Annotated in this window: 21 protein-coding genes and 1 tRNA gene; 12 read left to right on the top strand and 10 right to left on the bottom strand. The window is 65.0% G+C overall.

The annotated features are described in order from the left end of the window. Nucleotides 1-79: 79 nt before the first annotated feature. Nucleotides 80-490 carry a Fur family transcriptional regulator gene (locus BLT50_RS02350; RefSeq protein ID WP_090026093.1) on the bottom strand — a complete coding sequence of 137 codons (411 nt, stop codon included), beginning with the start codon at nucleotides 488-490 and terminating at the stop codon, nucleotides 80-82. 443 nt (nucleotides 491-933) lie between these two features. Between BLT50_RS02350 and BLT50_RS02345 the strand changes: the two genes are divergently transcribed. Further along, nucleotides 934-2,211, top strand: coding sequence for a DEAD/DEAH box helicase (locus tag BLT50_RS02345; protein WP_090026091.1), 1,278 nt, complete (start codon nucleotides 934-936; stop codon nucleotides 2,209-2,211). Nucleotides 2,212-2,217: 6 nt separating this feature from the next. Here BLT50_RS02345 and trpE read toward each other — a convergent pair whose 3' ends face one another. The 6 genes from trpE to fabI form a co-directional block, all read right to left on the bottom strand. Continuing rightward, nucleotides 2,218-3,729: an anthranilate synthase component I gene (gene trpE, locus BLT50_RS02340; protein WP_090026089.1), complete on the bottom strand. Its 1,512-nt coding sequence runs from the start codon at nucleotides 3,727-3,729 to the stop codon at nucleotides 2,218-2,220. A gap of 24 nt (nucleotides 3,730-3,753) precedes the next feature. Then, complete coding sequence (locus tag BLT50_RS02335; protein ID WP_090026087.1) at nucleotides 3,754-5,595, bottom strand: peptidyl-prolyl cis-trans isomerase; 1,842 nt, start codon at nucleotides 5,593-5,595, stop codon at nucleotides 3,754-3,756. Nucleotides 5,596-5,659: 64 nt separating this feature from the next. Next, nucleotides 5,660-6,829 carry an aminotransferase gene (locus tag BLT50_RS02330; RefSeq protein ID WP_090026085.1) on the bottom strand — a complete coding sequence of 390 codons (1,170 nt, stop codon included), beginning with the start codon at nucleotides 6,827-6,829 and terminating at the stop codon, nucleotides 5,660-5,662. A gap of 7 nt (nucleotides 6,830-6,836) precedes the next feature. Further along, nucleotides 6,837-7,343: a xanthine phosphoribosyltransferase gene (gene gpt, locus BLT50_RS02325; protein WP_090026083.1), complete on the bottom strand. Its 507-nt coding sequence runs from the start codon at nucleotides 7,341-7,343 to the stop codon at nucleotides 6,837-6,839. Between the two features lie 11 nt (nucleotides 7,344-7,354). After that, nucleotides 7,355-7,966: a LysE family translocator gene (locus BLT50_RS02320; RefSeq protein WP_175491370.1), complete on the bottom strand. Its 612-nt coding sequence runs from the start codon at nucleotides 7,964-7,966 to the stop codon at nucleotides 7,355-7,357. A 5-nt stretch (nucleotides 7,967-7,971) separates the two neighbouring features. Further along, entirely contained in the window at nucleotides 7,972-8,796 is an 825-nt protein-coding gene (fabI, locus tag BLT50_RS02315) for an enoyl-ACP reductase FabI (protein ID WP_090026079.1), read from the bottom strand. 170 nt (nucleotides 8,797-8,966) lie between these two features. Here fabI and pdxH point away from each other — a divergent pair, with 170 nt between their 5' ends. From pdxH to BLT50_RS02280, 7 genes are all read left to right on the top strand, one after another. Then, nucleotides 8,967-9,572 (top strand): pyridoxamine 5'-phosphate oxidase, encoded by a 606-nt coding sequence (gene pdxH, locus BLT50_RS02310; RefSeq protein WP_090026077.1) that lies wholly within the window; start codon nucleotides 8,967-8,969, stop codon nucleotides 9,570-9,572. A 151-nt stretch (nucleotides 9,573-9,723) separates the two neighbouring features. Further along, nucleotides 9,724-10,233: a cold-shock protein gene (locus BLT50_RS02305; protein ID WP_425433922.1), complete on the top strand. Its 510-nt coding sequence runs from the start codon at nucleotides 9,724-9,726 to the stop codon at nucleotides 10,231-10,233. Then, nucleotides 10,233-10,727: a DUF192 domain-containing protein gene (locus BLT50_RS02300; protein WP_090026075.1), complete on the top strand. Its 495-nt coding sequence runs from the start codon at nucleotides 10,233-10,235 to the stop codon at nucleotides 10,725-10,727. The genes BLT50_RS02305 and BLT50_RS02300 overlap by 1 nt, the downstream gene beginning before the upstream one ends. Before the next feature lie 45 nt (nucleotides 10,728-10,772). After that, nucleotides 10,773-10,849: transfer RNA gene (locus BLT50_RS02295), tRNA-Pro, on the top strand. Nucleotides 10,850-10,879: 30 nt separating this feature from the next. After that, nucleotides 10,880-11,626, top strand: a complete 747-nt coding sequence (locus BLT50_RS02290; protein WP_245723256.1) for an energy-coupling factor ABC transporter ATP-binding protein — start codon at nucleotides 10,880-10,882, stop codon at nucleotides 11,624-11,626. Then, on the top strand, nucleotides 11,607-12,206 hold the full coding sequence (locus BLT50_RS02285; protein ID WP_090026071.1) for an energy-coupling factor transporter transmembrane component T family protein: 600 nt from the start codon (nucleotides 11,607-11,609) through the stop codon (nucleotides 12,204-12,206). Before BLT50_RS02290 ends, BLT50_RS02285 begins: the two co-directional genes overlap by 20 nt. A gap of 32 nt (nucleotides 12,207-12,238) precedes the next feature. Beyond that, on the top strand, nucleotides 12,239-12,778 hold the full coding sequence (locus BLT50_RS02280) for a biotin transporter BioY (protein ID WP_090026069.1): 540 nt from the start codon (nucleotides 12,239-12,241) through the stop codon (nucleotides 12,776-12,778). 6 nt (nucleotides 12,779-12,784) lie between these two features. Here the strand turns inward: BLT50_RS02280 and BLT50_RS02275 are convergent, their stop codons facing one another. Next, a complete protein-coding gene (locus BLT50_RS02275) occupies nucleotides 12,785-13,021 on the bottom strand; it encodes a sulfurtransferase TusA family protein (protein WP_090026066.1) in 237 nt (78 codons plus the stop codon). 103 nt (nucleotides 13,022-13,124) lie between these two features. On the opposite strand from BLT50_RS02275, the gene BLT50_RS02270 reads away from it, so the two are divergent. The 3 genes from BLT50_RS02270 to BLT50_RS02260 all read left to right on the top strand — a co-directional run bounded on the left by BLT50_RS02270 (nucleotide 13,125) and on the right by BLT50_RS02260 (nucleotide 16,567). Beyond that, on the top strand, nucleotides 13,125-13,874 hold the full coding sequence (locus BLT50_RS02270) for a cytochrome c biogenesis CcdA family protein (protein ID WP_090027003.1): 750 nt from the start codon (nucleotides 13,125-13,127) through the stop codon (nucleotides 13,872-13,874). Between the two features lie 72 nt (nucleotides 13,875-13,946). Next, nucleotides 13,947-15,221, top strand: a complete 1,275-nt coding sequence (locus tag BLT50_RS02265; protein WP_090026064.1) for a hypothetical protein — start codon at nucleotides 13,947-13,949, stop codon at nucleotides 15,219-15,221. Then, the gene (locus BLT50_RS02260; protein WP_090026062.1) at nucleotides 15,218-16,567 is read left to right on the top strand and encodes a cytochrome P450; all 1,350 of its coding nucleotides are present in this window, start codon (nucleotides 15,218-15,220) and stop codon (nucleotides 16,565-16,567) included. Before BLT50_RS02265 ends, BLT50_RS02260 begins: the two co-directional genes overlap by 4 nt. Here the strand turns inward: BLT50_RS02260 and BLT50_RS02255 are convergent. Then, nucleotides 16,564-17,199, bottom strand: a complete 636-nt coding sequence (locus tag BLT50_RS02255) for a DUF1638 domain-containing protein (RefSeq protein WP_090026060.1) — start codon at nucleotides 17,197-17,199, stop codon at nucleotides 16,564-16,566. The genes BLT50_RS02260 and BLT50_RS02255 overlap by 4 nt on opposite strands. A gap of 116 nt (nucleotides 17,200-17,315) precedes the next feature. Here BLT50_RS02255 and BLT50_RS02250 point away from each other — a divergent pair, with 116 nt between their 5' ends. Then, entirely contained in the window at nucleotides 17,316-17,780 is a 465-nt protein-coding gene (locus tag BLT50_RS02250) for a PaaI family thioesterase (RefSeq protein WP_090026058.1), read from the top strand. A gap of 60 nt (nucleotides 17,781-17,840) precedes the next feature. On the opposite strand, the gene BLT50_RS02245 is transcribed toward BLT50_RS02250, so the two are convergent. Further along, nucleotides 17,841-18,548, bottom strand: coding sequence for a corrinoid protein (locus BLT50_RS02245; RefSeq protein WP_090026056.1), 708 nt, complete (start codon nucleotides 18,546-18,548; stop codon nucleotides 17,841-17,843). Nucleotides 18,549-18,569: the final 21 nt, after the last annotated feature.

The following is an 18,569-nucleotide window of genomic DNA, read 5'->3' as shown; positions in this document are numbered from 1 at the left end:
GGTCGTCCTGTTCGCAGACCGGGGCGAAATTGCCCACATGACCCGGCTTAGACCCCGGCCGGGGCCGGGGCAAGGGGGCTTATTTCTTGATCGGCACGCCGTAGAGTTCGAGCCTGTGATCCTTGAGCCGATATCCAAGGCGCTCGGCGATCTTTTCCTGCAGGCGCTCGATCTCGGGGTCGCAGAATTCGATGACTTCGCCGGTGTTCATGTCGATCAGGTGGTCGTGGTGGTCACGTTCGGCGTCTTCGTAGCGGGCGCGCCCGTCGCGGAATTCGTGGCGGTCGAGAATGCCGGATTCTTCGAACAGTTTGACAGTGCGGTAGACCGTGGCGATCGAGATGCGCGAATCGCGCGCGGCGGCGCGGGCGTGCAGTTCCTCGACATCGGGGTGGTCGTCTGCCTCTTGCAGGATGGCGGCGATGGTGCGGCGCTGATCGGTCAGTCGCAGGCCCGCGGATTCGCATCTGTCGATGATGGTGTCGGACATCGCACACTCCGGCAGTCGGTTCGGTGGCGGGGGTTTAGCGAATGGCGGGCCGTGAATCCACCCCCGTTCGGCAGCGGCACGGGCACGATCCGACCGTATGCGCGCGGTTTGGCTCCGCGTTTTTCGGTGCGTGCCGCATGTTCTTGGGCTGCTTCCGGTGGGGATATTTGCGGCAAGAGGAAAGGAAATCATTGACTTTCTGCGCTGCAGCGCCCATTTCCGCCTCATCATCGTCCTTGCCGCGTGAGCAAGCCGGCGCCCAGAAGGGGCGCGATAGGGCGATGCGACAGAGTTTCCCAAGATCACGCGTGGGGATCGGTGCCGGGACGGCCGGGCGCACATGCGGTGCGCGTCGCTGAGATCCGGGCACGAACCACGATGGGCGCAAGGATGCGTCCCATGGCGTACGGGCCCGAGGGCGGCGTGCGCGCAAGGACTGATATATGACCGATACTTTTCAAGACCTGGGTTTGCCCGCGCATCTTCTGCGCGCGCTGGATGCGCAGGCAATCACCACACCGACGCCGATCCAGAGCCAGGCCATCCCGCATGCCATGAACGGGCGCGACGTGATGGGGCTGGCGCAGACCGGCACCGGCAAGACAAACGCCTTTGGCCTGCCGCTGGTGGCGCAGATGCTGGAGATGCGCGGCAAACCCGCCCCGCACACCGTGCGGGGGCTGGTGCTGGCGCCGACGCGCGAGCTGGCCAAGCAGATCCAGGACCAGCTTGCGCTGCTGATAAAGGGCACGCCGCTGAAGGTGGCCCTGGTCGTCGGCGGGGCCAGTCTGAACGCGCAGGCAAACCGCCTGGCGCGCGGCACCGATATCCTGGTGGCCACACCGGGGCGGTTGCTCGACCTGCTGGACCGCCGCGCATTGACGCTGTCCGAGGCGCGGTTCCTTGTGCTGGACGAAGCGGACCAGATGCTGGACATGGGCTTTATTCACGCGCTGCGCAAAATCGCGAGCCTTCTGCCCGAAGAGCGTCAGACCATGCTGTTTTCGGCCACGATGCCCAAGCAGATGGAAGAGATCGCCCAGAGCTACCTGGTCAAACCGGCGCGGGTGCAGGTCAACCCGCCGGGCAAACCCGCCGACAAGATCGAGCAGGAGGTCCATTTCATCGCAAAGGGTGAAAAGCTGGGCCTGCTGAAGGAACTGCTGGACAGCCACCGCGACGACCTTGCGCTGGTTTTCGGCCGCACAAAGCACGGCATGGAAAAGCTTGCCCGGATGCTTGAAAAAGCCGGGTTCTCCGTGGCCGCCATTCACGGCAACAAGAGCCAGGGCCAGCGTCAGCGCGCGCTGGAGGCATTCAAGGAAGGGCGTGTGCGGGTGCTGGTGGCGACGGATGTCGCGGCACGGGGGCTCGACATTCCCGAGGTGCGCCATGTCTACAACTACGAACTGCCGAACGTGCCCGACAACTATGTCCACCGGATCGGCCGCACCGCGCGGGCTGGCCGCGACGGCCGCGCGATCGCGTTCTGTTCGCCCGAGGAAATGGGCGAGTTGAAGGATATCCAGAAGGTGATGAAGCGCGAGATCCCGGTGGCCTCGGGCACGCCGTGGGAAAAGATCGCGCCGCCGCAGGGGCAAGGGCAGGGGCCGAAACCGCAGGGTGGCCGTGGCAAGGGCAAGCCGGGTGGTGCGCGTCGCGCCCAGCAGCGCCGCCGCAGCCGTGCGGGTCAGGGCCGCAGCAAGGGGCAGGCGGCATAAGCCGCCTTACCCGTTTCCGTTCCCCGTGAACCTGTGCGCATCCGCCGCCGCGCGGCGGATCGCATTCGATTTGTGGACGGTTTCCATGTATTCGGCATGCGGGTCGCTGTCATAGACGACGCCGCCGCCGGCCTGGATATACAGCGTCTTGTCCTTGACGATGGCGGTGCGCAGCGCGATGCACATGTCCATGTCGCCGCCCGCGCTGAAATAGCCGACGCCGCCGCCATAGACGCCACGCTTTTCCGGCTCCAGCTCGTCGATGATCTCCATCGCGCGGACCTTGGGTGCGCCTGACACGGTGCCTGCGGGCATGCCGGCAAAGAACGCGTCCAGCGCGTCGCGTCCCTCGGCCAGTTCGCCAACCACGTTCGACACGATATGCATGACGTGGCTGTAGCGCTCGATGATGAATTTCTCGGTCGGGCGCACGGTGCCGATCTTTGCCACGCGGCCGACGTCGTTTCGGCCCAGATCCAGCAGCATCAGGTGTTCTGCCAGTTCCTTCTGGTCGGCCAGCAGGTCGGCTTCGAGTGCGCGGTCCTCTTCGGGGGTAGCGCCGCGGGGGCGGGTGCCGGCAATGGGCCGGATCGTGACCTCCTGCCCGAAGACGCGCACCAGGATTTCGGGGCTGGCGCCGATCACCTGGAAGCCGCCAAAATTGAAGTAGAACATGAAGGGCGACGGGTTGGTGCGCCGCAGCGAACGATAGAGCGTGAAGGGCGGCAGTGGAAATTCCTGCGCCCAACGCTGGCTCGGCACCACCTGAAAGATATCGCCCGCGCGGATGTATTCCTTGGCGCGTTCGACGGCCTGCATGTAGCCTTCTTTGCTGAAATTCGACGTGGGCGGAGCGACGTCGCGGGCCTCGCCCATTTCGCGCGTGGCCTGCGGCAGGGCGCGTTCCAGGTCGCGCAGCGCGTCCATCACGCGCTCGGCGGCCTGGGCATAGGCCGCCCGCGCAGACTGGCCATCGCTGACCCAGGCGGGGCTGACCACCGTCACCTCGCCCTTGACCCCGTCCAGCACCGCCACGACCGTGGGGCGCATCATCACCGCATCGGGAAGGGCCAGCGGGTCGGGGTTTACGTCGGGCAGGTGCTCGACCAGGCGGATCATGTCGTAGCCCAGATAGCCGAACAGCCCCGCCGCGGCCTGCGGCAGGTCTTCGGGCATGTCGATGCGGCTTTCGGCGATCAGGGCGCGCAGGTTGTCCAGCGGGTCGCCCTGCTGATCCTCGAAGGCGTCAGGGTCGAACCTTGCGTGGCGGTTCAGCCGGCTTTGGTCGCCCTGGCATTGCCAGATCAGGTCAGGCTTCATGCCGATGATCGAATAGCGCCCGCGCACTTCGCCGCCGGTGACCGATTCCAGCATGAAGGCGTCCTTGGCCGCGCCGGACAGCTTGAGCATGAGCGAAACCGGCGTATCCAGATCGGCTGCCAGCCGGGCATAGACAAGCTGGTTCTGGCCCGCCTCGTAGGCGCGGGCAAAGGTGTCGTAACTCGGGGTCAGGTCCACTGCGCCGGTATCCTTGGCGTTGGGTTACTGGAAATTGGCATGCACCGCGTTCAGTGCTGCCTGGTCGATCTGGACGCCCGCACGCATCTGGATGTCTGTGGCGTAGGCCTGGAAGATGTCCTGCGCCAGCCCTTGCTGCGCCTGTTCGGTCAATTGCTGACGCAGGGCCGCCACTTCGGGCGTATCCATGTCGGGCGGCAGGATGTCGTCCATGCGCACGACGAAAACCGCACCCAGCCCGTCGACCGCGCGAATGTCGCCACGCTCCATGCTGAACACCTGGTCGAGGAAGTTCGCGGGCGTGCCCATGATGAACTCTCCGCGGGTGATCTCGGTTTCTTCGGTCACGTCGAACCCGAGCGCGGACATCTCCAGCCCCTCGGACAGGCGCGGGATCATTGCCTCGGCCTGGGCGCGCAGGCGCTTGTCGGTTTCCTGTGCCTGCCAGCCGGCTACGACCTCGTCGCGGACCTCGTCGAAGGGGCGCACCTGCGGCTCGACCGTGCCGTCAAGCCGGAGCGCGAAGATGCCGCCGTCTTCAAGCGTGGCGACCTGCGGGAAATCGTCTGCCGTCACGGTCTGTGCAGCCTGGCGGAAGCTTTCGTAGTTGGCCGGGCCCTGGCCGCTTTCGCGGTACCAGTCCATTTGCTTGACCTCCATGCCGGCTTCGCTTTCCAGCTCTTCCAGAGTGGCGCCACCGGCCAGAAGCCCGTCGATTTCGGTCATGCGGCCTTCGATCAGACGGCGCGCGCGGTCCAGTGCGATTTCGTCGCGCAGTTCCTGCTCCACATCTTCGAAGGCGGTCTGATGCGCTTCGAGTTTGCCGTTCACGCGGTAGAGCGCCGGGCCGATCGGGCTGTCGAACGGGCCGACCACCGCGCCGACATCCGCCGAGAACACCGCGTCCGTGCCATCGGGAATGTCACCGCGCGCGGCATCGCCCATATCCACGTCGGAAAGCGACAGGCCGCGTTCGGCGACCAGCGCATCGAAATCGACCTCGCCAGACGCGATCCGCGCCTTGGCGGCCTCGGCGGCGCCGGCATCGGCAAAGCCCAACCGTTCGACAAGGCGGCGTTCGGGCGTGTTGTATTCGTCGGCGCGCTTTTCATACTCGGTGCGAAGCTGATCCTCGGGCACGTCGATCTGGTCGACGACCATTTCGGGGCTGAGCCAGGCATAGGTGATGCGCTTCATCTCGGGCGTGGTGAACGCGGGCAGGTTTTCCTCGTAATAGGCGGTCAGCTCGGCCTCGGTCGGCTCGGGCAGCGGCGTTTCGAGATCGCCCGAAGTCAGCCGGATATAGGAAAAATTCCGGCGCTCGGCCACGAAGGTCAGGATCGTGTCGGCATAGGTGTCGGGCATCTGCATGCCGCGGACGATTGCCCCCTGCAGCAGCGTGCGGGCGGTTTCCTTGCGCAGTTGCTGTTCGAAACGGGCCTCGGTCAGGCCGGCGCGGTCCAGCGCGAACTTGTATGCCTCGCGGTCGAAGCTGCCACCGGGGCCCTGGAAGGCGGGAATTTCGGTGATCTGCCGGGCCAGGTTGTCGTCGCCGATGGACAGGCCAAGCTGTGCGGCCTCGTTGTCGAGCGCGGCCGAATTCACGAGCCGGCCCAGAACGATGCGGTCGACGCCTGCGGCCTGCGCTTCGGCAAAGGCGAGCGGGCTGCCGGTCTGTGCCTCGATCGCGTTGATTTCCTGTTGGAGCGCGCGGGCATAATCGTCGATCGCGATGTCCTCGTCGCCGACCGATCCGACCGGGCTGACGCCGCCGGACAGGTTGGTGATGCCAAAGCCGCCAAGGCCCAGGATCAGAAGTGCCAGAAGAATCCAGACCGCTGTCTTGGAAATGCTGCTGCCTGCCATGTCGCTCCCTCGGTGCAAGTTTTGCCCTGTCTACGCTGCGCTGCAGTCCCGTGCAAGCGGGGGCTTAGGCGGTGAAACCGGCAAGCCGGTCGTAAAGCCGTGCAATACCTTCGCGGTCGACATTGGCAAAGGCGATGCGCATCTGCCGGGCGCCGCCTGCATCGCCCTCGGGCATGAACATGGTGCCGGGCAGTGCCAGCACACCCGCCTCCTGAACGAGGCGCTGCGCCAGACGGTCCGAGGCGATGTCGAACGGGTGCTGGAAATACGCGAAATAGGCGCCCACACCCATCAGGTGCCAGCCACGCTCCATAAGCTGCGGCAGGCCCTCTTCGATGGCGGCGCGGCGGTCGAGGATTTCTGCCCGTTCGCCGGCCAGCCACTGGCCAAGGTTGCGCATCCCCCAAAGTGCGGCGCGCTGGCCCAGTTGGGGGGCGCAGATCGCCACGGTATCGAGGAATTTCTCGGCCTGTGCCAGCCGGTCGGGATGGGCGATCATCGCGCCCACGCGGTGCCCGGTCAGGCGGTAGGATTTCGAAAAGGAATAGAGCTGGATCAGCGTGTCGGACCAGTCCGGGTCGGTGAACAGGTCATGCGGCGCGCCCGAGCGGCTGTGGAAATCGCGGTATGTTTCGTCCACGATCAGTGCCAGCCCGTGACGCCGCGCAAGGCTTGCGAAACCGGCGACCAGGTCGGCGGGGTATTCCACGCCGCCGGGGTTGTTCGGGGTCACCAGCACGATGGCGCGGGTGCGCGGGGTGATCAGCGTCGCGGCGTGGTCGGGATCGGGCAGCAATTCGGCGTCGCAGGGCAGGGGCACCGCGGTGACGCCGGCCATGTCGAGCCACATCTTGTGATTGAAGTACCACGGGACGGGCAGGATCACCTCGTCGCCCTCGCCGGTCAGTGTGGCGATCGCGGCGCAGAATGCCTGGTTGCAGCCCGCGGTGATGGCGACGTTTTCCATGCCGATCCGCCCGCCATAGGCCGCGCCGAACTGCTGTGCCAGCTCGGCCCGAAGATCGGGCAGGCCCAGCACGGGGCCGTAAAGATGCGTTGTCGGGTCTTCCTGAACCAGGCGCGCCATTTCATCGCGCAGGCCCGCAGGCGGCGGATCGACCGGTGCGGCCTGGCTGACATTGATCAGCGGGCGGTCTGGTGGAAACTCGGCCGCCTCCAGCCAGCGGCGGGCCTCCATCACGGGCGGGGCAAAGGTGTTGGCGGTGCGGGTCATGCGCGCATCAGTCCTTGCCGCGATATGGCTCGACATATTGCAGGGCCATGTCCCATGGGAAAAAGATCCAGGTGTCCTGGCTGACCTCGGTAATGAAGGTATCGACCTGCGCGCGGCCCTTGGGCTTGGCATAGACGGTGGCGAAATGCGCCTTGGGATACATCTGGCGCACCAGTTCCAGCGTCTTGCCGCTGTCCACGAGGTCATCGACCACCAGGATGCCTTCGCCGTCGGGGCCCATCATCTCGGCGTTGGGCGCCTTGAGAACCTGCGCCTCGCCCTGGGCCTGATGGTGGTAGGACTTGACGCTGATCGTGTCGACCGTGCGGATGTCCAGTTCGCGCGCGACGATCATCGCGGGCGCCATGCCGCCGCGGGTGATCGCCACCAGCCCGCGCCATTGACCGGCATCGGGGCCCTGACCGTCCAGCCGCCAGGCCAGCGCCCGGCTGTCACGGTGTATCTGGTCCCAGCTGACGTGAAAGCCTTTTTCATGCGGCAGGCGGTCGGTCATGGCGGTCTCCTTTAGCGTGAGAAGAGAAGGCGCAGCCCAAGCGCCCCGAGAACGACCGCTGCAACGCGGTCGATGGCAGGTTTCATCCGCAGATAGCCCGCGCGGGCCGGGCCGGACGACAAGGCGAATGCAAAGAGCGTGTAGACCACCCATTCCACGGCCAGGTGATTGAGCACGATCAGCCCCTTTGCGGCAAGCGACATGTCGGGCGGAAAGATCACCACCAGGACAGAGGCGGCAAAAAGCACCGATTTCGGGTTGCCCACATTCACCAGAAAGCCGGTGCCGAACGCGCGGCGAAGGCGCGGCGCGTCCTGCGCCGGGGCCGCCACGGGCCGGCGCGCATCGCGCCACATGCCCCAGGCGATATACAGAAGGTACAGCGCGCCGCCGGTCTTGAGGATCATATAGGCCCACGGAAAAAGCGCGAACACGACGTCCAGGCCCAGCAGGCCCATGCCGGTCCAGATCGCGGCCATGGTGCCCAGCCCCATGCCGGTCGCGATGCCCGCAAGCCGCCCCGATGCCAGGGTGGTTTTCAGCGCCAGAAGCAGCGCCGGGCCGGGAGAGGCCATAGAGGCCAGAAGCACCAGGTTGAATGCGATCAGGTGCGACCACTCCATCGCGGTCAGCCGTCCTTGCGGCCGGTCACGGCATCGATGTCGGGTGCGTCCACGGCCTTCATTCCGACCACATGATAGCCCGCGTCGACATGGAGGTTTTCACCGGTCACGCCGCTGCCCAGGTCGGACAGCAGGTAAAGCGCCGATTTGCCCACATCGTCGATCGTGACGTTGCGGCGCAGGGGCGAGTTCAGCTCGTTCCATTTCAGGATATAGCGGAAATCGCCGATGCCGCTTGCGGCCAGGGTCTTGATCGGGCCCGCGCTGATGGCGTTGACGCGGATGCCGTCCTTGCCCAGATCCTCGGCCAGGTATTTCACAGACGCCTCGAGCGCGGCCTTGGCGACGCCCATCACGTTGTAATGCGGCATCACCTGTTCGGCGCCGTAATAGGTCAGCGTCATGGCGCTGCCGCCTTCGGACATCAGCTTTTCGGCGCGCTGCATGACGGCGGTGAAGCTGTAGCAGCTGATGTCCATCGTCATCAGGAAATTGTCGCGGCTGGTGTCGACATAGCGGCCGCGCAGTTCGTTCTTGTCGGAAAATCCGATGGCGTGAACGATGAAATCCAGGCGTCCCCAGGTCTTTTCGATCTCGGAAAAGGCGGCGTCGATCGACGCGGGATCGGATACGTCGCAATCGATCAGCGTTTGCACGCCCAGTTGGTCGGCCAGTGGCGCCACACGTTTGCGGAACGCATCGCCCATGTAGGTAAAGGCCATTTCCGCGCCCGCATCCGCGCAAGCCTTGGCGATGCCCCATGCGATCGACTTGTCATTTGCGAGGCCCATGATAAGGCCGCGCTTGCCGGCCATGAGGTTGTTTGACATTTCCGCTACCTTACCCAGATCCGTGGTGTTGCCAGTGTCCTTTAGGCGATGGTTTGCGCTGCATCAAGGCCGCTTGACCTTGGGGAAGACATAGGTCGTCATGGAATCGTGACGCTGGCAGGACCGTCTATGCCGATCGAAACGCACCAAGGAAAAGAAAGAAGCACACAATGACAGACCGTACCGGTATATTCGCCGGGGACTGCCCCTTCGAGATCGCCCGCCGCTGGCTGGCCGAGGCCGAGGAGACCGAAATCAACGATCCGAACGCCATCGCGCTGTCGACCGTCGATGCCGATGGATTGCCCAACGCGCGCATGGTCCTGCTCAAGGAGATCGAGGACGATGCTTTCGTTTTCTATACGAATTACGAAAGCGCGAAGGCCCGGGAAATCGACCAGGCCGGCAAGGCGGCCTTCGTGATGCACTGGAAATCGCTGCGCCGGCAGTTACGTGTGCGCGGCACCGTCACGCGTGAGGACGGGCCGCAGGCGGACGCCTATTTCAACTCGCGCTCGCTCAAAAGCCGTCTGGGGGCATGGGCGTCGCAGCAGTCGCGCCCGCTGGCGTCGCGCGCGTCGCTGATGGCCGAGGTCGCCAAGATGACGGCGCGTCACGGAACGCATCCACCCAGACCATCCTTTTGGGGGGGTTACAGAATCAATCCGGTTCAGATCGAATTTTGGGCAGACGGGGCATTCCGTTTGCACGATCGCTTCATGTGGCGCAGGATAGAAGCTGGGGAACCATGGGAAATTACCCGGCTGAACCCGTGAATTTCATGTTGCGCGAAATGCAAATGCCCGATAAAAAACACTAATTTTCCCTTGAACCATCCATGCATCTGAAGCATGACTGGAAGGGCTTGGGGTAAGGCAGATCTTGTGGGTGGCCAATTTGACCAACGAAGCTAACAGCACCCGCAGAGTGAATGGACAGGTTAAGTGGTTCGACCCTGTAAAGGGTTTTGGTTTTGTAATAGCCGATGAAGGCGGGCCGGACATTCTGCTTCATGCAAACGTCCTGAGAAACTTCGGACAAAGCTCGGTTGCCGACGGCGCCCGGGTCGAGATCGATGTTCAGGAAACGCCGCGTGGCGTGCAGGCGACAGAAGTGCTGTCGATCGAACCCCCGGAAGGTACCGGTGTGGGCACGCTTGCGGATTTCGAGGAAATCGACCCGGCGACCATCGCGGCAGCGCCGCTTGAACCCGCGCGGGTGAAATGGTTCGACAAGGGAAAGGGTTTCGGGTTCGGGAACGTGTTCGGCCGCGCCGAAGACGTGTTCATCCACATCGAAGTCCTGCGCAGGTCGGGCCTGGCGGACCTGCAGCCCGGCGAGGCCGTCTGCCTGCGCGTGATCGAAGGCAAGCGCGGCCGCATGGCCACCGAGGTGCTGGCCTGGGAAGCCGCTCTCAAGAAATCCCCGGAGGATTGATGCGATCATTGTGGCGCGGTCTTGTTTTCTCGGTTTTTTCGGTTCTGTTCACGGTTGTCGCCACATCGCATCTACAAGCCGAAACCCCGGCCTGTTCGCGCGGCAGCGTCTTGCTGCGCGGTGACTGGGGGCAGGCGCGGTTTTCCGTCGATCTGGCCGAAACGGCGCAGGACCGCGCGCGGGGGCTGATGTTCGTCGAAAGCATGCCGTCCAGCCATGGCATGCTTTTCGTCTATCCGCGGCCCGGGCGGGTGGCGTTCTGGATGAAGAACACTCTGATCCCGCTCGACATGATCTTTCTCGATGCCACGGGCACCGTGCGCAACATCCACCACAACGCCATTCCCGGCGATCTCACCCCGATTCCGGGCGGCGAGGGCATCCTTGCCGTGCTGGAAATCAATGGCGGGCTTGCCAGATCCCTGGGGCTGACCGTCGGCAGCCAGATGCGCCATCCGGCCTTTGCGGCGGATCTTGCCGCCTGGCCCTGCTAAAGGGGTTTTCAAACGCGAACGCGCAGGGTAATGGGGCGCATGGATCGGGACGTGGCGCAGTCTGGTAGCGCACCTGTTTTGGGTACAGGGGGTCGTGAGTTCGAATCTCGCCGTCCCGACCATACACACCCTGGCACTGGCGGCCTTGGGGCATGACCCGGACGAAAGCGGTTCAGACCATGGGCATTCCCGGTATCGAGATTAACGGCGTTGCGCTGTCACATGGCGGCACACGCGTTTTCGATGGCCTGACGCTCGACCTGCGCGAAGACCGCGTGGCCGTCATCGGGCGCAACGGCGCCGGCAAGACCCAGCTCGCACGGCTGATTTCAGGCTTGGGCGCCCCGGATGCGGGCACCGTGCGGGTGCACGGGGTCGACGTGGCGCACGACCGCAAGGCGGCGCTGTCGACCGTCGGCATCCTGTTTCAGAACCCCGATCACCAGATCATCTTTCCGACCGTCGAAGAAGAGCTTTCCTTCGGGTTGCGCAACCAGGGTCACGACGCGGCCGCGGCGACCCGCTCCGTTGCGTCGATCCTGTCGCGGTTCGGTCGCTCGGACTGGGCCGCGCGCCCGGTGATCGAGCTCAGCCAGGGACAGCGTCACCTGGTCTGCCTGATGGCGGTCCTGCTGATGGCGCCGCGGGTAATCGTGCTGGACGAACCCTTTGCCGGGCTCGACATGGCGACCGCGCTCAGGCTGTCGCGCTACCTCGATGCACTGGATCAGCAACTGGTGCATATCACCCACGATCTGGATGCAATTGCGGGATACGACCGGGCGATCTGGCTGGATGCGGGCGCGGTGCGGGCCGATGGCGCGCCGGATCAGGTGGTTGCCGCCTATCGTGCGGAAATGGCGGCGCTCGGGGGCAGCGATGCTTTCACTGACCTCTGACACCGGCACGCCGTGGCACAAGGCGCCCGCCGGGGCCAAGCTGCTTGCGCTGCTTGTAATCAGCGTGCTGGCGTTCTGGCTGTCCACCCCGGCGCAGGCGCTGGCGTTTCTCGGCCTTGTCACGGCGCTCTACCTGCCGGGCGGGGCGGCGTTCCTGCGCCAGGGCGCACGGCTTCTGAAACCGGTTTTGCCCTTTGTCGTGATCATCCTGGCCTGGCACTGGTTTACCGGGGCGGTGGCGGCGGGGATCGTGATCGTCGCCCGGCTGGTGGCGCTGGTCGCGCTGGCCAATCTCGTGACGATGACGACGCGGCTGCAGGACATGCTCGACCGGGTGGATGACGCCCTTGCGCTGCTGCGTCTGCCTGTCCGCTGGCGGCGGAGGCTGGCGCTGTCGGTGGCGCTGGTCATCCGGTTCACGCCGGTTCTGGTTCAGAAAGGCACGGCGCTGGGGCAGGCGTGGCGGGCGCGGTCCGTCCGCAGACCCGGCTGGCGGCTGGTGCTGCCCTTTGCGCTGGTCGCGCTAGACGATGCCGAACGCGTGGCCGAGGCCTTGCGCGCCCGTTCCGGTGACCTGTAAGAGGGGCGCCAATGCGAACGGAAGGACACGGAATGGAACGCAACATCACCCTGATCGCCCTTTTCGCGGCGCTGATCGCCGCGCTTGGCCTGGTGCCGAAATTCGACCTCGCCAGCGGTGTGCCGATCACCGCCCAAAGCATGGGGGTCATGCTGGCCGGCACCATCCTCGGGGCGCGGCGCGGTGCGCTGGCGGTGCTGCTGGTTCTGTTCCTGGTGGCGCTTGGCCTGCCGCTGCTGGCGGGCGGGCGCGGGGGCCTGGGCGTTTTCGCCGGGCCGACCGTCGGCTTCCTGATCGGCTGGCCGGTCGCGGCCTTCGTCACCGGCTGGCTGGCGGGTGCGTGGCGTGGCGGGGCGCCGGTGCTGATGACGGCCATCGCCGCCTTCATCGGCGGGGTCATCGTTCTCTATGCCTTTGGCATCGTGGGCTTTTCGCTGATCGCCGGCAAGACGCTGCTGGAATCGACTGCGATCATGTGGGTGTTCGTGCCGGGTGACATCGTCAAGGCGGTGCTGACCGGGTTCATCACCGAAGGTGTGCTGCGGGCGCGCCCCGGACTGGCCCGCGGCTGACGCCGCTCAGCCGGGTCCGCGGCGGATCAGGTGACGCTGGTGATCGCCGGCGTCTTCCAGCAAAAGGTGCTCGTGTCCGGCCTCGCCGCAGAAATGCGGAAGGTCGATGCGCGCCATGTCGTCATCGGCCAGAACCTCGACGACCGCGCCCGGCGCAATGCCCAGCAACGCCTTGCGCGCACGCAGGACGGGCAGGGGGCAGATCAGCCCGCGTGCGTCGATCTGAAGGACGGGTTCGGTCATGCGTGCGGCTTAACGCGGGGATCACGCGCTGTCCACGCGCATGTGACCTTGCGTCCCGTTCTAGGGGCGTGACGCCGCGCCGATGGCGGGCTATGCAAAGACCATGTTCGGAATCGAGATCATAGACGCGGCCCTGTTGCCGGCGATGTTCGTGGCGCTTTTCGCGGGGCTGATCTCGTTCCTGTCGCCCTGCGTGCTGCCCATCGTGCCGCCCTACCTTGCATATATGAGCGGGGTGTCCCTGAACGACCTCAACCGCGAAGACGCAAAGGCCAGTGCGCTGACCCCGGCGTTCTTTTTCGTCCTCGGGCTGTCGACGGTGTTCCTGCTGCTCGGGTTCGCCGCCAGCGCGGTGGGCACGCTGTTCCTGCAATACCAAGGCTGGTTCAACACCATCGCGGGCGTGATCGTGATGATCTTTGGCGCGCATTTTGTGGGCGTCTACCGGATCGGGTTCCTTGACCGCGAAGCGCGTCTGGACGCGGGCGACCGCGGCGGCAGCGCGTTCGGCGCCTATGTTCTGGGGCTGGCCTTTGCCTTTGGCTGGACGCCCTGCATCGGCCCGCAGCTCGGCGCGATCCTGTCGCTTGCCGCGTCCGAGGCATCGGTTGCACGCGGCACGCTGCTGCTGGCGGTCTATGCGGCGGGGCTTGGCATCCCGTTCCTGCTGGTCGCGGCTTTCCTGCCGCGCATGCAGGGCGTGATGGGCTGGATGAAACGGCACATGGAACAGATCGAGCGGGTGATGGGCCTGCTGCTCTGGACGATCGGCCTGCTGATGCTGACCGGCGGGTTCTCGGCCTTTTCCTACTGGCTGCTGGAAACCTTCCCGGCGCTTGCCGCGCTTGGCTGATCCGCACCGGGCCGCGATACTGCCTTACGCTGGACCGATTCCGCCGCTATCGTGCGGAAAAACAGGTTTGGCATGAGTGGTTCCGATTTCAACAACGTGCGGCGCCGCCGGGTGTTCTATATCCCCGGCTACGATCCGATTCATCCCCGGCGCTATCGCGAACTTTACCGCAAGGAAGGCGCCGAGCAGGCGGCGATTTCGGGCTATGCGCTGACGTTGAGCCCGGGAAAGGGCGACACCGGGCGCTATGGCTGGCATGTACAGGCGGCCATTGACGGAACCTCTGTCGAAACCGATGTCGAGGTGCTGGTCTGGTCCGACATCGTGCGCGGCAGCATGTCGAACACGATCCCCGCGACCTATCTGCAACTGCTGCGAACGGCCTGGGCCTATATCGGGTCCGGTGCGCTGTGGCGGCTGATGCAACTGCGCAAGGGGCCGCTGATTGCGGCGCTCTACCCTATCGTGATGCTTCTGGTGCAACTGTTTGTGGCGATCCTGTTGGGGCATATTGCCGGTCGCGCCCTGATATGGCTGTCGACCGCGATACCGCTCCGTGGCGACGGGGGCAGCGTTCTGGCTGCCCGCGCGGTTGTCGAAAGCCTTTGCTACTGGGGCGCTCTGATCGTGGTGGCGCCGCTTGTCCTGCGGTGGTTCAAGGCCCGCGACAACCGGCTTTTCGCCTATTACCTGATGCATGACTACGCCTATTCCGCGCAGTTCCGGGGCGCCAATCCGCCCGAGCTTGAGGCGCGGATGGCCGAATTCGCCGACGCCATCGCCGCCGCGCTGACCGGGGACGTGGACGAGGTTCTGGTCGTCGGCCATTCGTCCGGCGCGCATCTGGGTGTGTCGATCCTGGCCGATCTGATCCGCGACCGCCGGCTGCCCGCAAACGGCCCGGCGCTGTCCTTTCTCAGCCTTGGGCATGTCGTGCCGATGGTGTCGTTCCTGCCCGATGCGTGGCGGCTCAGGCGTGATCTGGCGTTTCTGGCGGCCTCGGACCGGCTGACCTGGGTGGATGTCACGGCACCGGGCGATGGCTGCGCCTTTGCGCTGTGCGACCCGGTCGCGGTGACGGGCGTGGCCCCGCCGGACAAGCGCTGGCCGCTGGTGTTTTCCGCGTCTTTCACCCAGACGCTCAGCCCCGAACGCTGGGCGGCGCTGAAACGGCGCTATTTCCGGCTTCATTTCCAGTATCTCTGCGCCTTCGACAGGCCCAAGGATTACGACTATTTCCAGATCACCGCCGGGCCGGTCACCCTGGGCGCGCGTTATCACGAACGGCCGGCCTCGATCAGCCGGATGGAAAGGGCGGTGTCGAAATACCGTTCGGTCAGCCCATGATCCCGCCCAAGCCCCCATCCCGGCCCGAAAAGGTGTCGCTGCTGCACCATGCGCGGCTGTTCCGGCGTGACATCCTGTCGGCGCAGCCGGCCAAGCTCTATCGCGCATGGATGGCCGAGTTCCGCACGCCGTTCTTCCGGTCCTACCTGGTGAACCAGCCGGAGCTGGTCCGCCGCGTGCTGAAAGAGCGGCCCGACGATTTCCCGAAATCCGACCGCATCGGCGAAGGGCTGCGCCCGCTTCTTGGCAATTCGGTGTTCCTGACCAATGGCGATGTCTGGAAACGCCAACGCCGGATCATCGACCCGGCCTTTGAAGGCGGGCGGCTGAAAGACACCTATGCCGCGATGTGGGCAGCGTCAGATGCCTGCGTGACCCGCCTGCGCGCCCGGTCGGGCGGCACGGTCGAGATCGAAGAGGTCATGAGCCACGCCGCCGCCGACGTGATCTTTCGCACGCTGTTTTCCATCCCGATCGAGCATGAAACCGCCGCGCGCGTGTTTCACGAATTCCGCGACTACCAGCGCAGCCAGCCGATCCTGAACCTTGCGGCCTTCGTGCCGCTGCCGCGCTGGATGCCCCGGTTCTTTCGCCGCCGCACACGGGCCGCGGCCCGGTCGATTCGCACGCTCATCGCCCAACTGACCGATGCGCGGATGCACGAGATCGCGGCCGGCCGCGCGCCCGACGACCTGGCGACCAAGATCATGACGACGCGCGATCCGCAGACCGGCGACCGTTTCGACACCGCTGAAATGGTCGATCAGGTGGCGATCTTTTTCCTGGCGGGCCATGAAACCAGCGCTTCGGCGCTTGCCTGGGCGCTGTATCTGCTGGCGCTTTATCCCGACTGGCAGGACAAGGTCGCGGCCGAGGCGTCGGCGCTGAAAACCGGCGATTTCTCCGAGGTCGGCCAGTTGCGAGTCAGCCGCGACGTGTTCCGCGAAACCCTGCGTCTTTACCCGCCGGTGCCGATGATGGTTCGAGAAACCCGATGCCCCGAGACAATGCGCGACCGCACGGCCCCCCAGGGCAGCCAGATCGTGATCAGCCCCTGGCACCTGCACCGCCACGAACGGCTTTGGGACCGGCCCGACGATTTCGACCCTGCGCGCTGGCATACCGAAAACGGCAAGGCCTGCGCGCGCGATGCCTATATTCCGTTTTCGGCGGGGCCGCGGGTCTGCACCGGTGCGGGGTTCGCCATGGTCGAGGGGCCGCTGTTGCTGTCACGGCTTTGCGCGGCCTTCCGGTTCGAGCCGGTCGCAGGCAAGGTGCCCACGCCCGTGGCCCATCTGACGGTGCGGGCGCGCAACGGCATCCACCTGCGCGTCACGCCACGCTAAACGCGCGACAGCGCCGTTTCGAGATCGCCATAGCCGGTAAACCGTCGCTCGAACGCCAGGCCAAGCCGGTCGGCGCAGGCGCGCGCCTTTTCGGTCAGGGCAGGGTCGTCCGTCTGCGCCTGGTAGACCAGTTTCTCGTAATGGCCGAAATACATGTCGCGCAGGTCCGGGTGCCGGTCCAGCCCGAGGGGTTTCCACACGAAGGCATCGAACTGCCGGACCAGGAAATCGGTTAGGTAGAAGGCCGTGATCTCTTCGTCGCCATGCGCGGCAAAGCGGGCGTTTCCTTCGAAAAAACTGTAGCAATGCGGGCCTTCGATCATCGCGATGCCCAGCCGGTCGCAGGCGGCCTGCAACTGCCCGCCGGTGCCGCAATCGGCATAGACGACGAATACGTCGTCATAGGCCGGGCCGCGCTTTTCTACCGCGTCCACAACGGCCTTGGTGATCTTTTCGGGGTGGTTGTGCAGGATCGCGGGCAGGCAATGCAGGTCGAGGTGATCCCAGCCATTCGCCCTTTGCAGGGCCAGGATTTCGCGCGCGAGCGCCCCGCAGGCGATCAGCAGAACCCGCCCACGGCCCGTGGGGGCCATGCCGGTCTCCGTAAGCGTGCGATCATCGGGTGCGTCCATCCCACCGGTCCTTGCGCGATCTTTCGGAACAGTCTGACGCGGCGTTCCGCGCGCATCCTGCCTGAAACCGACATAGGCTGCACCGGAAAGGGCATCAATCACAAAGGCCGCATCGCATGACAGACAGCAGCAGTTTCGCACCCCGCGCCGCGGATTTCGAAACCCGCGTTCGTGACAGTTTCGGCCGCCAGGCGATGATGCGCACGCTTGGGGCGACACTTGAGGGTGTCACGCCTGGTCATGTTGAAATTACAATGCCTTACGGGCCCGACTTCACGCAGCAGCACGGGTTTCTTCACGGTGGCACCGTCGCCACCGTCCTGGACAGCGCCTGCGGCTATGCCGGGTTTTCGTTGATGGACGAAGACAGCGCCGTGCTGACCGTGGAATTCAAGATCAATTTCCTGGCCCCGGCACAGGGCGCACGGTTTCGCTTCGTTGCCGATGTTGTCAAACCCGGCCGCACCATCGTGCTGACGCAGGGCGCGGCCCATGCCATCGGTGAAAACGGCGTCGAGAAACAGATCGCGGCGATGACCTGCACCCTTATGGCCGTGCGCGACCGCGGGATCAGCGGGTGAATGAAAAAGGCCCCGGTTCTGAACCGGGGCCTTTCCGCATGACCGGACCGTAAGGCCGGATCAGGCCGTCGCAACGCCCTGATTGTGCTTGCGCGCGACGAACTGCTTGGCGGTTTCGACCGCAACGGCGGCATCGCGGCAATAGGCGTCGGCGCCGATGGCCTTGCCGAATTCCTCGTTCAGGGGGGCGCCGCCGACCAGCACGACGTAATCGTCGCGGATACCCTGTTCCACCATCGTGTCGATCACGACCTTCATGTAGGGCATGGTGGTCGTCAGCAGGGCGGACATGCCCAGGATGTCGGGCTTATGCTCTTCCAGCGCCTCGAGATAGTTTTCGACCGGGTTGTTGATCCCGAGATCGACAACCTCGAACCCGGCGCCTTCCATCATCATGCTGACAAGGTTCTTGCCGATGTCGTGGATGTCGCCCTTGACGGTGCCGATCACCATGGACCCCATGCGCGGCGCGCCGGTTTCGGCCAGAAGCGGCTTGAGGATGGCCATGCCGCCCTTCATCGCGTTGGCGGCCAGAAGCACTTCGGGAACGAAAAGGATACCGTCGCGGAAATCGTTGCCCACGATGGTCATGCCGCCCACCAGCGCCTCGGTCAGCACGCGGTAGGGGGCCCAGCCACGCTCGAGCAGGATGTTCACACCTTCTTCGATCTCTTCCTTCAGACCGTCGTAGAGGTCGTCGAACATCTGCTGGACAAGTTCCTCGTCATCGAGTTCCGAGAGGATGATGTCGTCTTCTTCTTCCGACATGGGGTGTTCCTTTGTGGCCGC

Origin of the sequence: Lutimaribacter saemankumensis, assembly GCF_900100005.1 — a bacterium.
Lineage (GTDB): Bacteria > Pseudomonadota > Alphaproteobacteria > Rhodobacterales > Rhodobacteraceae > Lutimaribacter > Lutimaribacter saemankumensis.
The sequence above is the reverse complement of the archived record's forward strand: the minus strand, read 5'-3'. Positions and strand labels throughout refer to the sequence as shown.

Excerpts from the sequence above, each read along its gene's own strand:
- BLT50_RS02350 (WP_090026093.1), bottom strand. The coding sequence starts at position 490 with ATGTCCGACACCATCATCGACAGATGCGAATCCGCGGGCCTGCGACTG.
- BLT50_RS02345 (WP_090026091.1), top strand. The coding sequence starts at position 934 with ATGACCGATACTTTTCAAGACCTGGGTTTGCCCGCGCATCTTCTGCGC.
- BLT50_RS02335 (WP_090026087.1), bottom strand. The coding sequence starts at position 5,595 with ATGGCAGGCAGCAGCATTTCCAAGACAGCGGTCTGGATTCTTCTGGCA.
- BLT50_RS02330 (WP_090026085.1), bottom strand. The coding sequence starts at position 6,829 with ATGACCCGCACCGCCAACACCTTTGCCCCGCCCGTGATGGAGGCCCGC.
- gpt (WP_090026083.1), bottom strand. The coding sequence starts at position 7,343 with ATGACCGACCGCCTGCCGCATGAAAAAGGCTTTCACGTCAGCTGGGAC.
- BLT50_RS02320 (WP_175491370.1), bottom strand. The coding sequence starts at position 7,966 with ATGGAGTGGTCGCACCTGATCGCATTCAACCTGGTGCTTCTGGCCTCT.
- fabI (WP_090026079.1), bottom strand. The coding sequence starts at position 8,796 with ATGTCAAACAACCTCATGGCCGGCAAGCGCGGCCTTATCATGGGCCTC.
- pdxH (WP_090026077.1), top strand. The coding sequence starts at position 8,967 with ATGACAGACCGTACCGGTATATTCGCCGGGGACTGCCCCTTCGAGATC.
- BLT50_RS02300 (WP_090026075.1), top strand. The coding sequence starts at position 10,233 with ATGCGATCATTGTGGCGCGGTCTTGTTTTCTCGGTTTTTTCGGTTCTG.
- BLT50_RS02290 (WP_245723256.1), top strand. The coding sequence starts at position 10,880 with ATGACCCGGACGAAAGCGGTTCAGACCATGGGCATTCCCGGTATCGAG.
- BLT50_RS02285 (WP_090026071.1), top strand. The coding sequence starts at position 11,607 with ATGCTTTCACTGACCTCTGACACCGGCACGCCGTGGCACAAGGCGCCC.
- BLT50_RS02280 (WP_090026069.1), top strand. The coding sequence starts at position 12,239 with ATGGAACGCAACATCACCCTGATCGCCCTTTTCGCGGCGCTGATCGCC.
- BLT50_RS02275 (WP_090026066.1), bottom strand. The coding sequence starts at position 13,021 with ATGACCGAACCCGTCCTTCAGATCGACGCACGCGGGCTGATCTGCCCC.
- BLT50_RS02270 (WP_090027003.1), top strand. The coding sequence starts at position 13,125 with ATGTTCGGAATCGAGATCATAGACGCGGCCCTGTTGCCGGCGATGTTC.
- BLT50_RS02265 (WP_090026064.1), top strand. The coding sequence starts at position 13,947 with ATGAGTGGTTCCGATTTCAACAACGTGCGGCGCCGCCGGGTGTTCTAT.
- BLT50_RS02260 (WP_090026062.1), top strand. The coding sequence starts at position 15,218 with ATGATCCCGCCCAAGCCCCCATCCCGGCCCGAAAAGGTGTCGCTGCTG.
- BLT50_RS02255 (WP_090026060.1), bottom strand. The coding sequence starts at position 17,199 with ATGGACGCACCCGATGATCGCACGCTTACGGAGACCGGCATGGCCCCC.
- BLT50_RS02250 (WP_090026058.1), top strand. The coding sequence starts at position 17,316 with ATGACAGACAGCAGCAGTTTCGCACCCCGCGCCGCGGATTTCGAAACC.
- BLT50_RS02245 (WP_090026056.1), bottom strand. The coding sequence starts at position 18,548 with ATGTCGGAAGAAGAAGACGACATCATCCTCTCGGAACTCGATGACGAG.